The organism is Pseudomonas sp. BNK-45 (genome assembly GCF_047456255.1).
Taxonomy (GTDB): domain Bacteria; phylum Pseudomonadota; class Gammaproteobacteria; order Pseudomonadales; family Pseudomonadaceae; genus Aquipseudomonas.
On sequence record NZ_CP179909.1, the window covers coordinates 3,034,257 to 3,049,835 of the forward strand.

11 protein-coding genes are annotated in these 15,579 nt (G+C 64.6%); 5 read left to right on the forward strand and 6 right to left on the reverse strand.

Going from position 1 to position 15,579, the window contains the following annotated elements; genetic code table 11:
* Nucleotides 1–6: 6 nt before the first annotated feature.
* Nucleotides 7–1,356, reverse strand: a complete 1,350-nt coding sequence (gene pvdM / locus ACMGG8_RS14120; protein ID WP_414159761.1) for a pyoverdine-tailoring dipeptidase-like protein PvdM — start codon at nucleotides 1,354–1,356, stop codon at nucleotides 7–9.
* A gap of 173 nt (nucleotides 1,357–1,529) precedes the next feature.
* Here pvdM and ACMGG8_RS14125 point away from each other — a divergent pair, with 173 nt between their 5' ends.
* Complete coding sequence (locus ACMGG8_RS14125) at nucleotides 1,530–3,158, forward strand: PvdJ/PvdD/PvdP-like protein (protein WP_414159762.1); 1,629 nt, start codon at nucleotides 1,530–1,532, stop codon at nucleotides 3,156–3,158.
* Nucleotides 3,159–3,208: 50 nt separating this feature from the next.
* On the opposite strand, the gene ACMGG8_RS14130 is transcribed toward ACMGG8_RS14125, so the two are convergent.
* The 5 genes from ACMGG8_RS14130 to ACMGG8_RS14150 all read right to left on the reverse strand — a co-directional run bounded on the left by ACMGG8_RS14130 (nucleotide 3,209) and on the right by ACMGG8_RS14150 (nucleotide 8,636).
* The gene (locus tag ACMGG8_RS14130) at nucleotides 3,209–3,646 is read right to left on the reverse strand and encodes an SMI1/KNR4 family protein (RefSeq protein WP_414159763.1); all 438 of its coding nucleotides are present in this window, start codon (nucleotides 3,644–3,646) and stop codon (nucleotides 3,209–3,211) included.
* Nucleotides 3,647–3,674: 28 nt separating this feature from the next.
* Nucleotides 3,675–3,974, reverse strand: coding sequence for a DUF3349 domain-containing protein (locus ACMGG8_RS14135; RefSeq protein WP_414159764.1), 300 nt, complete (start codon nucleotides 3,972–3,974; stop codon nucleotides 3,675–3,677).
* A gap of 116 nt (nucleotides 3,975–4,090) precedes the next feature.
* A complete protein-coding gene (locus ACMGG8_RS14140; protein WP_414159765.1) occupies nucleotides 4,091–5,482 on the reverse strand; it encodes an efflux transporter outer membrane subunit in 1,392 nt (463 codons plus the stop codon).
* 7 nt (nucleotides 5,483–5,489) lie between these two features.
* Nucleotides 5,490–7,463, reverse strand: coding sequence for a MacB family efflux pump subunit (locus ACMGG8_RS14145; RefSeq protein ID WP_414159766.1), 1,974 nt, complete (start codon nucleotides 7,461–7,463; stop codon nucleotides 5,490–5,492).
* Nucleotides 7,464–8,636, reverse strand: coding sequence for an efflux RND transporter periplasmic adaptor subunit (locus ACMGG8_RS14150; protein WP_060840274.1), 1,173 nt, complete (start codon nucleotides 8,634–8,636; stop codon nucleotides 7,464–7,466). It abuts the gene before it with no gap.
* 330 nt (nucleotides 8,637–8,966) lie between these two features.
* On the opposite strand from ACMGG8_RS14150, the gene ACMGG8_RS14155 reads away from it, so the two are divergent.
* The 4 genes from ACMGG8_RS14155 (at nucleotide 8,967) to ACMGG8_RS14170 (ending at nucleotide 15,335) form a co-directional block, all read left to right on the forward strand.
* Nucleotides 8,967–9,446 (forward strand): sigma-70 family RNA polymerase sigma factor, encoded by a 480-nt coding sequence (locus ACMGG8_RS14155; RefSeq protein WP_414159767.1) that lies wholly within the window; start codon nucleotides 8,967–8,969, stop codon nucleotides 9,444–9,446.
* Nucleotides 9,447–9,594: 148 nt separating this feature from the next.
* Complete coding sequence (locus ACMGG8_RS14160; RefSeq protein WP_108546278.1) at nucleotides 9,595–10,932, forward strand: lysine N(6)-hydroxylase/L-ornithine N(5)-oxygenase family protein; 1,338 nt, start codon at nucleotides 9,595–9,597, stop codon at nucleotides 10,930–10,932.
* A gap of 679 nt (nucleotides 10,933–11,611) precedes the next feature.
* On the forward strand, nucleotides 11,612–14,377 hold the full coding sequence (gene mgtA, locus ACMGG8_RS14165) for a magnesium-translocating P-type ATPase (RefSeq protein ID WP_060840271.1): 2,766 nt from the start codon (nucleotides 11,612–11,614) through the stop codon (nucleotides 14,375–14,377).
* A gap of 241 nt (nucleotides 14,378–14,618) precedes the next feature.
* Nucleotides 14,619–15,335 (forward strand): MgtC/SapB family protein, encoded by a 717-nt coding sequence (locus ACMGG8_RS14170; protein WP_414159768.1) that lies wholly within the window; start codon nucleotides 14,619–14,621, stop codon nucleotides 15,333–15,335.
* Nucleotides 15,336–15,579 lie beyond the last annotated feature (244 nt).

A 15,579-nucleotide genomic window follows, 5' to 3' on the forward strand; every position in this document is an offset into this window, starting at 1 on the left:
GGGGGATCAGCGATGGGCCAGGGGCTTGGCGGATTTCTGCACCTGCTCCCAGACCCGCAGGAAGTTGCCGCCCCAGAGCTTGGCGATATCCGCTTCGCTGTAGCCGCGCTGCAGCAGTTCGGCGGTGACGTTGCGGCCCTCGCTGACATCCTTCCAGCCGTCCAGGCCGCCCCCGTCGTTGAAGTCCGAACTGATGCCGACGTGGTCGATGCCGATCTTCTTCACGGCGTAGTCGATGGCGTCGCCGAAGTCCTTGAGGGTGGCCTTGGGTTCTGCTTCGACAATGCTGTACAGCTCGCCGGCGTATTCGCCGAAACGCTGTTCGGGCCACACGGTGATGATGGCGTCGCCGGGCATCAGGGCCATTTCCAGCCCGGTCAAGGGTTGCAGGTCGAAACGCGCGCGCAGGGCGTTGAGCTTGTCCCGGGTCGCTTGGCTCAGGGGACGGATGTAGGTGGGGAAACCGACGATCTGCACCACGCCGCCGCTGTCCTTGATCAGCTGCATTTCCTTGTCGCTGAGGTTGCGCGGGATATCCACCAGGGCCCGGGGCGCCGAGTGCGAAGCGACGAAGGGCGCGCGGCTGAGTTGGCTGACCTGCTCCAGGGCATGGGTCGACATCTGCGAGACGTCGATGATCACCCCCAGGTCGTTGAGTCGGTGCACGGCCTGCCGGCCCAGCTCGGACAGGCCGCCGAGGGCGTCCGGGGTGTCGTTGAAGAACGGCAGTGGACGCGAGGAGTCGGACCAGGCGTTGTTGCCCACGTAGCTGAAGCCGAACATGCGCATGCCCCGGGCCGCCCAGTGATCGAGCTGGTCGAGATCGGTGCCCAGGGGGTAGGCGTTGAGCATGCTGAGGAACACCGCGAACTTGCCTTCACCGTTGAGGCGGCGGAAGTCGTCCGGGGTATAGGCAATGCCCACCTGGTTGGGGAAGTCGCGGACCATGCCGGTGAGGATCTTGTAGCGCGCTTCCTGCTCGTTGCGCGCGGCGTCGACAAACCCCGCCGTGGGGCGATGGGGGGCATTGGGCCCGTTCCAGATTTCCGGCCAGCCGAAGATCGTCAGGGCTGCGCCGGACAGGCGTCCGCGTCCGGCCTTGGCCAGGTCGAACTGGCCGCTGCCGTCCTTGTCGGCCTCGTTGCCGGTGCTGCCGAAATCCAGGGGCACGGTGATGTGGCTGTCGAAGGAGAGGATGCGCTCCTGCAGTTCTTCGGCCTGTTTCATCACCTTGACCGGGTAGCCCGGGTTGTCCCTGAACCAATAGTCCCAGGCCAGGAAGCCGGCGCCGGCGCCAATCGCCAGTGCCAGCGGCAGGCCGATGTAAAGAGCCTTCTTCGAACGTGGTTTTGTCATTGCCATCTCAGTCGGATTCGCCGTCAAGGTGCAGGCACGGGGGCCTTTGCTATCTGGGAAGGACGAGCCAGTGGCGAGGAAATTTAACCGCCCCGCGCGGGCGCTAAATTTCCTTGGGCAACAAACGTCCTAGCTTGGATAAAGCCTGCATCAGGGCTGACACAGGTAGGGCAATGACGATTTCTCGACGAGGGTTCATGGCGGGCCTGGCGCTGACTGGCGCTGCGGTGCCGGCGGCGTTTTACGTGCATCGCGAGTTGACGCGCGAGGAATTCCCGGTCACCCCGGGCGAGGCCACGGTGGACCTGGCGGATACCGCCGGACAACGCTTGGCGGACCAGTTGCGGGGCATCTGGAGCATTCGCTTCGAGGGCGCCGATGCCGGGCTTGACGGCTTGCCGTCACAGGGCCTGGAGCTGTTCCTCGATGTCGCCCAGCGCGGTCGCGGCCTGTGCGGCTACCTGGATAGTGCCGAGGCGCTGCGTGCTGAGGCCGAGCCGCGCTATCGGATCGTCGGCGACCTGGTGAACCCGCAGCCGGCTGAACTGTACTGGCGGCTGATCCCGGCCAGCGCGCTGGACGGTGCTGCCGCTTATGAATTCAAGATGAGCCTGGATGAGGTCTGGGCCGACTTCGCCAATGCCGGCAGCGGCACCCTCAGTGGTCGTGTCGAGCGCTTGGACCGGCCCCTGGCGCTGCCGGCCCTGGACAATCGCTTTGTCGCCACCAAGCAGATGTTTCCCGAGGCCCGCCAGCGTATCGGCCTCAATCCCACCTTGCTGGCCTGGCTGGTGTCCCCCGAGCATCGGTTGTTCCACCAGCTATGGCACGCGACCCGGGACAAGTGGCACCGGCTGTCCGAAGAGAAGCGCGACGCCCTGCGCGGCATCGGCTGGCAGCCCGGCCCCCGGGGCCAGGAGCGCGATGCGCGCGGTCCGAAGAAGGACCGCAACGGCTCGGGCATCGATTTTTTCTTCATGCACCGGCACATGCTCGGTACCGCGCGCTCCATGCAGGACTTGCCGTCCTGGCAGCATTTCCCCCTGCCGCAGCCGGAACTGCTGCGCGATCGCCCGGGGTTCGCCCGCTACTTCGACAACCATGACGGTGGCTCCCTGCCGCCGACCTGGCTGGCCCATGACGATGACGAGTACAGCCAGTGGGTCAGCGACATCAAGGCCGGCGAGACCTACCACAGCAACTTCCAGGTCTGGGAATCGCAATACCGTGACCCGCGCTACCTGGCGAAGCTGACCTTGGGTCAGTTCGGCTCGGAAATCGAACTGGGCCTGCACGACTGGCTGCACATGCGCTGGGCCTCGGTGCCGCGGGACCCTTCCAGCGGTGCGCCGGTGCCCATGGCCCGCGATCCGGCGGACTTTTCCCCGCGCTGGTACCAGCCGGAAAACGACTTTCTCGGCGATCCGTTCTCCTCCCATGTCAGCCCGGTGTTCTGGCGTTTTCATGGCTGGATCGACGACCGCCTGGAGGACTGGTTCCGCGCCCATGAGCGTTTCCATCCCGGCGAACTCAAGCGCCTGGAAGTCAACGGTGTGCCCTGGTTCGCCCCGGGGCGCTGGGTCGAGGCCGGCGATCCCTGGCTGGGGCCGGTGACTCACGGTTGCAGCACTATCCCTGGATTGCAGACCGGCAAGACCGTGGAGATGGACCCGGAAACCATGAAGCTGGCACTGCGCATCACCTTTATCGAGGATGAAAAGCAGCTGGCCGATCTGCTGCGCAAGGTGCCGCGCCGGCCCTGGTATGCGCGGCATTTGAAGGTCAGGCAGCGGCTGCTATAGCGGCGCCGGACTGATCGTGAACTTCGAATCTGGAGGTCGTTGCTAGGGGGTCAGATCGAAAGGGCGACTTCGGCCAGGAAGCTGAACAGTTCTGGGTATCCGGTCTGCTGCCATGCTTGGGTTTCATGATCAAAAAAGTACACCTCTGCCAGGCATTGGTTATTTTCAATCCGGAAGCCGTAGAAGTCGCCGCAGCCGTTTTCTGAAAACAACAGATGACACTTGCCAATCAGTGGGTGTTGTCGATTGATTCTGGCCAGGTTGAAATCGCTGTCTCTGTCCAGTGAGTAAACGATTCCCAAGGCAAAGTAGCCGCCCCCATGCTTCTGCAGGAACTGGCTGTACTCGGCAGGAAGTCTCAGATCCAGGTCATTTTGAGCCTCAATGATGTCCTCCTCGGTGGCAGTCCTGTCCGCAGGGATCTCAAACCAGATCGGATGGAGGCTCTTCTTGGCATCCAGCAGTTGTTCAAATTCACTGAAGTTCATTGTCCTGGTCTTCTTGAGGGGCGAGGCATCAGGTGTCGGCCAGGGTTTCAGACGCTCCGTGATGGTTCAGGAGCCGAGTTAGCGATGCTATCTCCTGAGCTTTCGGTTTCTTGCTGGTCACGGCCTCGTAGATCTCGTTGAGGACCAGATCCGGATCCTTGTGGGTGAGCTGTGAGATGACATTCGCCAGGTTTCGATCTGACAGATGTTCATATAGCGCTGCCAGAAGAGGGCGGTAATCGGTTGGGCTGACTCCGTTCGGGAATGCTCTTTTCAGCATCGACAGCACGTCTGCCAGGGCGGCGTCCAGCTCGGTTCCGATGGGCATGGTAGGGGTGTTGCTCGCGTCGTTGGTGGGCGCACGATTCTAGGTCATCAGGACCCTGGCCGTCGCTGCGACGATGGCCAGTGGTGATGCCGCTGGCTATGCGAGCCTTTGGTGATTCAGTGATTCCAGCCGCCACCCAGGGCCTTGTACAGGGCAATGCTCGACTGCAGCCGCGCCAGCCGCAGTTGCACGTGCTGATCCTGGGCGGCGTACAGGGTGCGTTGGGTATCGAGCACCGTCAGCAGGTCTTCGGCGCCGGCCTGGTAGCGGCTCTGGGCGATCTCGAAGGCCCGTTGCGCCTGGTTCAACTCCTCGCTCTGCCACTGACGTTGCTGGTCCAGGCCGCGAATGCTGTTGAGGGCTTTTTCCACGTCGGCAAAACCGTTGATGATCGCCCCGCGATAGCTTTCCAGCAGTTCTGCTTGGCGGGCCGTGGCCTTGTCCCGTTCGGCGCTCAGGCGCCCGGCGTTGAAGATCGGCGCCACCAGCCCGGCGCCGAGGTTGTAGAAGGGACTGCGCAGCAGGTCCGGGGCGTGGCTGGCGCCGGAGCCGAGGCTGGCGGTCAGGGTCACGCTGGGCAGCATCGCTGCGCGCGCCACTTTGACGTCGGCCTGGGCTGCGGCCAGTCTGGCTTCGGCGCTGGCAATGTCCGGGCGCCGGGTCAGCAGGTCGCTGGGGACGCCGGCGTTGATGCTCGGCCATTGCAGTTGGGCGAAGTCCTGTTGGCCCAGGTTGAGCCCCTGCACCGGTTGCCCGAGCAGGGCGGCGAGGGTGATCCGGGCTTCCTCGGCCTGTTGTTGCAGCAGGGGCAACTGGCGTTGCTGGGCGGCGACCAGGCTGCGTTGCTGGGCCAGCTCCAGAGCCGTGGCCGAGCCCGAGTCGTAGCGGGTCTGTACCAGCTTGAGCACGTTCAGGGCGTTGTCCAGATTCAGCCGGGCGATGCGGCTTTGTTCGCTCAGCGCCAGGGCCTGGGTGTAGCTGTTGGCGACGCCGCTGAGCAGGGTCAGCTCCACGGTAGCGCGGTCGAACTCGCTGGCCTTGACGCCCAGCAGGGCGCTGTCGCGGGCGGCTCGCCGGCCGCCCCAGAAGTCGACCTCGTAGCTGGCGCTGAGGCTGGCGTCGAAATAGTCCACGGCCTGGTTATCGCGGGTGGCGTCCAACTGGCTGTAGCCCTTGCCGCGCAGCAGTTTCTGCCGGTTGGCGTTGAGCCCGCCCTTGAGCTCGGGCAGCAGTGGCGCGCCGGCGATCACCGCGCTGGCCTGGGCCTGGCGCACCCGGGCCACCGCTGCGGCCAGATCGAAGCTGCTCTCGCGGGCCTGGGCGATCAAACGGTCCAGCTCCGGGCTGGCGAACTGGCTCCACCAGTGCCGGTTGTCGGCCTGGGCGGCGGGGGTATCGGCGGTTTGCCAGGTGGCGGGGGCTTGCAGCCCGCTGTCCGGGCGTGGCGCGGGGCTGTTGCAGGCGGTCAGCAGGAGGCAGGCGGCCAGGAGGCTCAAGGGTGTTTTCATCGATCGATCATTCACTGGTAAGGGCCGTGACCGGGTCGAGCCGGGCAGCTTTGCGGGCCGGCATGAAGCCGAAGATGACGCCGGTGACCAGGGCGCAGCCGAAGGCGCCGAGGACGGCGACCAGGGAGAAGGCGACCGCTACTTCACTGAGGATCAGCACGCCGCCGATCAGCAGGGCCAGGGCGATGCCGGTCAGGCCACCGACCACCGAGAGCATCACCGCTTCGGTGAGGAACTGGCGCAGGATGTCGCGCTGGCGAGCACCGGTGGCCATGCGGATGCCGATCTCCCGGGTGCGTTCGCGCACGGTCATGAGCATGATGTTCATCACCCCGATACCGCCCACCAGCAGCGAGATCGCGGCAATGGCGCCAAGCATCAAGGACAGGGTGTTCTGGGTGCGGGCCTCGGCCTGGATCATCGCCGCGTTGTTGGTCAGCTCATAGTCGCGCTTGCCGTTGTGCAGGCGCAGCATCAGTTGGTCGATGGCTTGTTCGGTTTCCTTGACCTTGCTCGCGTCCGCCGCGGCGATGGCCACGTACTCCGGATTGCGGCTGCCGAACAGGCGGGTGCTGGCGGCGGAGTAGGGCACGGCGATGCGATTGTCGCTGTCCTGGTCGCCGGAGCTGGCGCCTTTGCCCATCAGCACGCCGACCACCTGGAACGGCGCGTTTTCGATGAGGATGTATTGGCCGATGGGGTTGGCGACGTCCTTGAGGAGTTTTTCCCGGACCTTCTTGCCGATCACCGCCACCGCGGCGCCGGCCTGTTCGTCGGCCTCGGTGAAGTAGCTGCCTTCGACCACTGGCCAGTTGAAGATGTGCGGGAAGTTGGTGTCGTTGCCGCCCACGTAGCTCATGTGATCGGCGTTGCCGAAGCGCACCACGGCTTCGGCGCCGTTGACCGGCATGATGCGCTTGACCTGGGGCAGGGTGGCCACGGCGGCGACGTCGCTCAGGGTGATGATGCCCAGGGGCGCCCGGGGATTGGGTGCGTGTCCGCTCAGATAAAGAATGTTCGAACCGAACGCCCCCATCTGCGCCATCACCTGGCGCTTGCTGCCTTCGCCCACGGCCAGCATCACCACCACCGAGGCCACGCCGATGACGATGCCCAGCAGGGTCAGGGCGGTGCGGAAGCGGTTGATCCACATCACTCGCCAGGCGGCCTGCACCGCATCCAGCAGTTCGCCTTTCCAGGCGCCGCTGGCGTCGCTGCCGTCGGCCAGGCGCTGGCGCAGGTCCACCGCCTGCAGGGCGCCGGGGTTGGTGCTGGTCTGTACCGACGGGTCGCGCTGGGCGGTGTCGCTGATGATCTCGCCGTCGCGGATCTCGATGATGCGCTTGGCCCGGGCCGCCACTTCGCGGTCGTGGGTGATGAGGATCACCACGTGGCCCTGGCCGGCCAGTTCGTCCAGCAGGGCCATGACTTCGGCGCCGCTCTGGCTGTCCAGGGCGCCGGTGGGTTCGTCGGCGAGGATGATGTGGCCGCCGTTCATCAACGCGCGGGCGATGGACACCCGTTGCTGCTGGCCGCCGGACAGTTGATGCGGGCGGTTGCCGCTGCGGCTGGCCAGGCCCAGGCGCTCCAGCAGGGCGGCGGCGCGGGCGTGGCGTTCGGCGGTCGGGGTGCCGGCGTAGATGGCCGGCATCTCGACGTTTTCCTGGGCCGAGGCCGAGGGGATCAGGTGGTAGCCCTGGAACACGAAGCCAAAGGCTTCGCGGCGCAGCCAGGCCAGTTCGTCGCTGTCCAGTTGGGCGACGTTCTCCCCGGCGAACAGGTATTCCCCGGACGTCGGGCGGTCCAGGCAGCCGAGGATGTTCATCAGGGTCGACTTGCCGGAGCCGGAGGCGCCGACGATGGCGACGAATTCCCCGGCGTGGATCGACAGGTCGATGCCGCGCAGGACGTCGACTTGCGGGCTGTCGCCGCCACCGTAGGATTTGCGGATGTCTCTGAGGTCGATCAGCGGGGTCTGCATTCAACCCCCGCTGCTGTTGGCCGGGCCGATCAGCAGGTGCTCGCCCTCGTCCAGGCCGTCCAGGACCTGGATGCGCAGGCGGTCGCTGATGCCGACCCGGACCTTGCGCTCGTCGATCGAGCCGTTCTTGGCCACCACCCGGGCAATCTGCCGGTCCGGCTCGCTGCTGCCCTGCAGGGCGGCGATGGGCGCGGTGAGGACATTTTTCGCCTGGCTGGCGACAAAGAACACCTGGGTGGTCATTTCCGCCATCAACGCGTTGTCGGCGTTGTCCACGTCCAGCAGCACGGTGTACAGCACCACCCGGCCGCTGCCGCTCTTGCTGGTGCTGGTGGGGCTGCCTCCGCCCTGGCTGGTTTCGTTCAACGGCTTGGGCGGGATCGGCAGGATCTGGCGCACGGTGCTGGTCCAGCGCCGGTTGCCGCCGCTCAAGGTGGTGAAGTAGGCCTGCATGCCGGGTTTGACGTGGCCGATGTCGGCTTCCGAGACTTCGGCCCAGACGGTCATCGGCGAAAGTCTGGCGATGCGCAGGATCAGCGGGGTCTGCTGCTGGGCGTTGAGGGTCTGGCCTTCGCGGGCGTCTACCGCCACCACGGTGCCGGACATCGGCGCATAGATGCGGGTGTAGCCCAGCTCGGCCTGGTCGCTGCGCAGGCTGGCCTGGGCCTGGCGGATCTGCGCCTTGTACATGTCGATGCGCGCCTGGGTGGCCTTGAGTTCGGCCAGGGCGGTCTGCACGTCTTCTTCGCGGGTGGCGCCGCCGGCGTTGAGATGCTGCTGGCGTTGGTATTTCTGCCGGGCCAGCTGGTTCTGGGCGTATTGCTCTTGCAGCTGGGCCTGGAGGTTTTCGATGGAGAAGCGGCTGGCGTCGAGCTTGGCCTGCTGGGTGGCGGGGTCGATCTCCACCAGCAGTTGGCCTTCCTTGACCGTGTCGCCGGCCTCGACGTGGATCTTGCGGATCTGCCCGGAAGCCTGGGCGCCGACATCCACATAGCGTCTGGGTTGCAGGGTGCCCAGGGCGGTGACGCTGCTTTCGATATCGCCCCGGCTGACTTGTACCGTGGCGAGCTGGTCGCGTCCGGGGGGAATGAAGGTCCAGGCGCTGATGGCGACAACGGGAATCAGGCACAGCGCTGCCAGCAGGGCGCGCCGGGTATGTCGGGGACGTTTCATGCAGGGTTCCGGCCAGGGGGAAATCGGCCCGTCACAGCAGCCGGCCGCGGGGCGGGCGGCAAGGCTTGCGGCCACCGCGGGAACGGCGAAGACGGGGAGCTGTCAGGTAAACGAGCTGCCACAGGGGGAATTTAACTGCCGACACATGGAGTTACAGCTGTCGCCAGGCTGATAAATCAACCGCTGTGGCGCGGCGCCACTTTAAATCTATATGAGAATTACTATAAATTACGCTGCTGCTAAACAGCCATCACGAATTACCGGGTGCAAGTGGCCATTGACGGCCTTGTTCAAGGACAGAATCGCCCCCCCGGGCGGTCGGGAGCCCAGTTGGAAAACTACTATCGCGAGCTGATGTGCTTCCTCAACGCCAAGCTGGGCAATCGCCAGGTGGCCGAGGATGTGGTGCACGACGCTTATGTGCGGGTCCTGGAGCGCTCCAGCGATACGCCCATCGAGCAGCCGCGGGCGTTTCTCTATCGCACGGCGCTGAACCTGGTGATCGACGGCCATCGGCGCAATGCCCTGCGCCAGTCCGAGCCCCTGGAGGTGCTGGACAACGAGGAGCGCTACTTCAACCCTTCACCGCAGACCAGCCTCGACCACGGCCAGCGCCTGGAGATGCTGCAACGGGCCCTGGCGGAACTGCCGCGGCTGTGTCGCGAGAGTTTTCTCCTGCGCAAGCTCGAAGGCCTGTCCCATCCGCAGATCTCCGAGCAGTTGGGCATTTCCCGCAGTCTGGTGGAGAAGCACATCGTCAATGCCATGAAGCATTGCCGGGTGCGGTTGCGGCAGTGGGACGCTCAATAGGCGTTGCCATTGCGACGCATTTAGTTAAATTTTTTTTCATTGTCCTCGTCCCTACTCAACAGACGATCCGCTGTCCTGCATGGGCCAGTCGGGTCACCGTGACACTTTATCTCCCGCGTTGAGGCGGTTTATCCAGAGGACACTGGAAATGACACAGGCAATTGCATCGGCCCACGTTCACGATTTGATCGGTATCGGTTTCGGCCCCTCGAACCTGGCGCTGGCCATTGCGCTGGAAGAGCGCGGGCAGGAGCACGGTCCGCTGGATGCGCTGTTTCTCGACAAGCAGGCGGACTATCGCTGGCATGGCAATACCCTGGTGACCCAGAGCGAACTGCAGATTTCCTTCCTCAAGGACCTGGTGACCCTGCGCAATCCCACCAGCCCCTATTCCTTCGTCAACTACCTCAAGCATCACGGGCGCCTGGTGGACTTCATCAACCTGGGCACCTTCTATCCGTGCCGCATGGAGTTCAACGACTACCTGCGCTGGGTGGCCGGCCACTTCCAGGAGCACAGCCGCTACGGTGAAGAGGTGCTGGCCATCGAACCGCTGCTGCACAACCAGCAAGTCGAGGCATTGCGGGTGATTTCCCGGGATGCCCAGGGCGCCGAGTTGGTGCGCACCAGTCGTGCGGTGGTGGTCAGCGCCGGCGGCACGGCGCGGGTTCCGGAGACCTTCAAGGGGCTCAAGGACGATGCGCGGGTGTTCCACCATTCCCAGTATCTGGAGCGCATGGCCAGCCAGCCCTGTGTCAATGGCCAGCCGATGCGCATCGCGATCATCGGCGGCGGGCAGAGCGCGGCGGAAGCCTTCATCGACCTCAACGACAGTTTTCCTTCGGCGCAGGCCGACATCATCATGCGTGGCTCGGCCCTCAAGCCGGCGGATGACAGCCCGTTCGTCAACGAAGTGTTCGCCCCGGCCTTCACCGACCTGGTATTCCAGCAGACCCGCAACGAGCGTGAGCGTCTGGTCAACGAGTACCACAACACCAATTACTCGGTGGTGGATGTCGACCTGATCGAGCGCATCTACGGCATCTTCTACCGGCAGAAAGTCTCCGGTGTGGCGCGCCACAGCTTGCGCACCATGACCACGGTGGAGAAGGCCACGGCCACTGACCTGGGCATCGAGCTGATCCTGCGCAACAACGCCACGGGCGAGCGCGAAGTGCGGCATTACGATGCCGTGGTCCTGGCCACCGGCTACGAGCGGCAGATGCATCGCCAACTGCTGGCACCGCTGCAGGAGTACCTGGGCGATTTCGAAGTGGACCGCAACTATCGGGTGATCAGCGACGAACGCTGCAAAGCCGGCATCTACATGCAGGGCTTCAGCCAGGCCAGCCACGGCCTGAGCGATACCCTGCTGTCGGTGTTGCCGATCCGCGCCCAGGAGATCGCCGATTCGCTGTACGAACACGGCAAGACCCGCGGCCACAGCCGTTCGGTACGGGACCTGCTGCTGGCTACCGCCAGCTGATGGCGCGCCGCTGCCGCTGCTGTCGGCAGCGGCGGCCGCTGCCACAAAAACGTCATTTTCTGCCTGTTCCTGAACCTTGGCTGAAGAACTTTTCATTTCCCCGAGCCAGGGTTTTTCCCCGGTTTACTCTGCATAGGGCGCGGCGTAAGCTGCGCGCGTTTTCAACCATTGGAGGCCCAGTGTGGGTACTTGTTCGAGTGACAGGAGTCGGCCGGTCTTGACCACCGGCGCAGTCCCGGCAAGATAGCGCGCAGCCTTTTTCCTGCCGCTGTCTCGCCGTACAGCGAGAGGCGGCATCCCGATCGCGGCCCCTTTGTGGCCCGCTTCCCGACGTCCCTTCTTGACGACTCTGTTTCGCCCCCGGTTCGGCCTCGCGCCGCTCGTGGTGGCATCGACGCGTGGGTCCTGCGACCTGCGGGCTGGCCGTGCGCGGACGCTTGAAGCGTTGCGTCAGGCCCGGCAGTACCTGCCTGTGGTTGTCCTGTGTCGTCCTTGCGGGGGAGCCGTCATGGGTTACATCAGTCAGCGTCATCATCGCCAGCAACATCGTCCGTCCCTGTCGGTGCGATGGCCCCGGGCGTGAGCCCTGTCCCGTGCCTTTGCCCACTACCCTGACTGTTTAGTTGCATCACTGACGTCCCCGTGCCGCTGGCCGGACGTCTGTGCAGGAGTCATCACCATGAAGCTCAGCCTGTTGAAAGAATTTTTCGCCGGATTTCTCCGTACCCGGCACTTTTCCCGGCATTTCCGCCGCCTGGCGCTGCTGGACAGTATTCGCGACGCCAGCGTCAGCCGCGATGTGCCGCCGACCCTGGGGCAGACCCTGGTGGCCGCGGCCAACAGCGACGCCGCGCAACTGCTGGACCAGCTCGGCAGCCACACCGATGGCCTGAGCACCGAGGAGGCCGAAGCCCTGCGTGAGCGCTATGGCCTCAACGAGGTGGAGCACGAGCAGGCGCTGCCCTGGTGGACCCACCTGTGGCACTGCTACAAGAACCCCTTCAACCTGCTGCTGACCCTGCTGGCGGTGATCTCCTGGCTGACCGAGGACATGAAGGCGGCCACGGTGATTTTCTCCATGGTGGTGCTCTCGACCCTGCTGCGGTTCTGGCAGGAGGCCAAGTCGAACAAGGCCGCCGATGCCCTCAAGGCCATGGTCAGCAACACCGCCACGGTGATGCGCCCCGGTTCGGCGCCCCAGGCGGCGCCCATGCTCGGGCGTCTGCTGGGAGCCGCTGCCGAGGCCACGGGCGCACAGCGGATCGAACTGCCGATCAAGCAACTGGTGCCCGGCGACCTGATCGTGCTCTCGGCCGGCGACATGATTCCCGCCGACTGCCGGGTGCTCAGCGCCAAGGACCTGTTTGTCAGCCAGGCGGCGATGACCGGTGAATCCATGCCGGTGGAGAAGTTCCCGCGCCAGCAGGACGCCGATACCAGCAATCCCCTGGACCTGGACAACATCCTGTTCATGGGCACCAACGTGGTCTCGGGCTCGGCCACGGCGGTGATCCTGACCACCGGCAACAGCACCTATTTCGGTGCCCTGGCCCAGCGGGTGAGCGCCACCGACCGCGCCCCGACTTCGTTCCAGAGCGGGGTCAACAAGGTCAGCTGGCTGCTGATCCGCTTCATGTTCGTCATGGCGCCGCTGGTGCTGTTCATCAACGGCTTCACCAAGGGCGACTGGATGGAGGCGCTGCTGTTCGCGCTGTCGATCGCCGTCGGCCTGACCCCGGAAATGCTGCCGATGATCGTCACCTCGACCCTGGCCAAGGGCGCGGTGTTCCTCTCGCGCAAGAAGGTCATCGTCAAGCGCCTGGACGCGATCCAGAACTTCGGCGCCATGGACGTGCTGTGTACCGACAAGACCGGCACCCTGACCCAGGACAAGATCTTCCTGTCGCGGCACGTGGACGTCTGGGGCGAGGACTCCGACGACGTGCTGGAAATGGCCTACCTCAACAGCTACTACCAGACCGGGCTGAAGAACCTGCTGGACGTGGCGGTGCTGGAGCACGTCGAGGTGCACCGCGAGCTCAAGGTCGCGACGGCGTTCCAGAAGGTCGATGAAATTCCCTTCGACTTCACCCGGCGGCGCATGTCGGTGGTGGTGGCGGAAAAGGATCGGCCGCACCTGCTGATCTGCAAGGGCGCGGTGGAAGAAGTGCTGGCGGTATGCCGCAACGTGCGCCATGGCGAGGCCGAGGAAGCCTTGACCGAGAGCCTGCTGGCGCGGATTCGCCAGGTCACTGCCGACCTCAACGAAGAGGGCCTGCGGGTGGTGGCGGTGGCGGCCCGGCCGATGCTCGAAGGGCGCGACACCTACAGCCTGGCGGACGAGCGCGAGCTGACCCTGATCGGTTACGTGGCGTTCCTCGATCCGCCCAAGGAAAGCACCGCCCCGGCCCTCAAGGCCCTGGCCGAGCATGGCGTGGCGGTCAAGGTGCTGACCGGCGACAACGAACTGGTGACGGCGAAGATCTGCCGTGAAGTCGGCCTGGAGCAGCAGGGCCTGTTGATGGGCAACGACATCGAACGCATGAGCGACGAGCAGCTGGCCAAGGCAGTGGAAACCACCAACGTCTTCGCCAAGCTGACCCCGACCCACAAGGAGCGGATCGTCCGCCTGCTCAAGGCCAACGGCCATGTGGTGGGCTTCATGGGCGACGGGATCAACGATGCGCCGGCGCTGCGCACCGCCGACATCGGTATTTCGGTGGACAGCGCGGTGGACATCGCCAAGGAAGCGGCGGACATCATCCTGCTGGAAAAGAGCCTGATGGTGCTGGAGGAGGGCGTGCTGGAAGGGCGCCGGACCTTCGCCAACATGCTCAAGTACATCAAGATGACCGCCAGCTCGAACTTCGGCAACGTGTTCTCGGTACTGGTGGCCAGCGCCTTCATCCCGTTCCTGCCGATGCTGCCCATGCACCTGCTGGTGCAGAACCTGCTCTATGACATTTCCCAGATCGCCATTCCCTTCGACAACGTCGACGAGGACATGCTCAAGCAACCCCAGCGCTGGCAGCCGGCGGATGTCGGGCGCTTCATGGTGTTCTTCGGGCCGATCAGCTCGATCTTCGACATCACCACCTTTGCCTTGATGTGGTACGTGTTCGACGCCAACACCCCGGATCACCAGACCCTGTTCCAGTCCGGCTGGTTCGTGGTGGGGCTGCTGACCCAGACCCTGATCGTGCACATGATCCGCACACCGAAGATTCCGTTCCTGCAGAGCCGGGCGGCCACGCCGTTGCTGGTGATGACCGGGATCATCATGGCGGTGGGGATCTTCCTGCCGATGGGGCCTTTGGCGCACTACTTCAAGCTGCAGGCGCTGCCGTCGCTGTACTTCGTGTTCCTGCCACTGATCCTGCTGGCCTACATGACCCTGACCCAGGCGGTGAAGGGCTTCTATGTGCGCCGCTTCGGCTGGCAGTAATGCTGCCCTGTAGGAGCCAGCTTGCTGGCGAAGGCTTTCTTGCCAGCGAGAGTTACCCCGCAGGCGAACGCGTCTCTGCCCGCGAAAGTTACCCTGCTGGCGAAGGCGCCCTCACGGGCCGCTTCGCTGGCAAGCCAGCTCCTACGGTCGCCCGTGCGTCCGCGGCAGGCCATGAGACGTTCATGGACCGCTGCTAGAGTCCTCTGGTGCCATTCATGCCCTTCGCTCAAGGACAGTCGCCATGCAAGCCCTGAACAACATCAACCTGGACTCGCTGATCGATACCCTGGTCAGCCTCAGCGCGGCCTTCATCCTGGGTGGCCTGATCGGTTTCGAACGCCAGTACCGGCAGCGCACCGCGGGCTTGCGCACCAACGTGCTGGTGGCGGTGGGCGCGGCGATCTTCGTCGACATGGCCAACCGTCTGGGCGGTGCCGACGGCGCGGTGCGGGTGGTGGCCTACGTGGTGTCGGGCATCGGCTTTCTCGGGGCCGGGGTGATCATGCGCGAGGAGGGCAACGTCCGCGGCCTGAACACCGCCGCTACCCTCTGGGCTTCGGCGGCGGTGGGGGCCTGCGCCGGTGCCGACCTGATCCTCGAGGCGTTGCTGGGCACCCTGTTCGTGCTGGCCGCCAATACCCTGTTGCGGCCCATCGTCAACAACATCAACCGCCAGCCGCTGGACGTGATCTCCGCCGAGGTCACCAACATCGTCTATGTGATTGCCCACCGTTCGAAACAGAAGGCCGTGTTCGCCTTGCTGGAAGCCGAGCTGGAACGCAGCAACTACCCGGCCAGCGATGTCGACGTGCATGCCTTTGGCAGCGATGAAGTGGAGATCGAGGCGACCCTGGCCACCACCTCGGTGGACGGTGAAGAACTGGATGCGCTGGTGGCGCGGCTGTCCACCTCGGCCCTGGTGCAGCAGGCGTTCTGGAGCCCGAGCACCACCGAGTGAGCGTTGCCCGCTGACGGCCTTACGCGGTCTTTCTCGGTTTTCAGAGGCGTGTGCCGGTTTACAGGAAAAGCCTTACATCAAAACAAGACCCTGCCCGTCTGCAAAAAGCGGGTGGCGATTTAAGGTAGTCGGCAACCTTTTACCGAGATGGCGATCGGAACTGAGTGACAGCTGACTTGTCCGAAAAAAACGTCGGCAAGCCCGTTCTGGGCGTGGTTTTCAGATTAATCCTAGAGAAAACCCT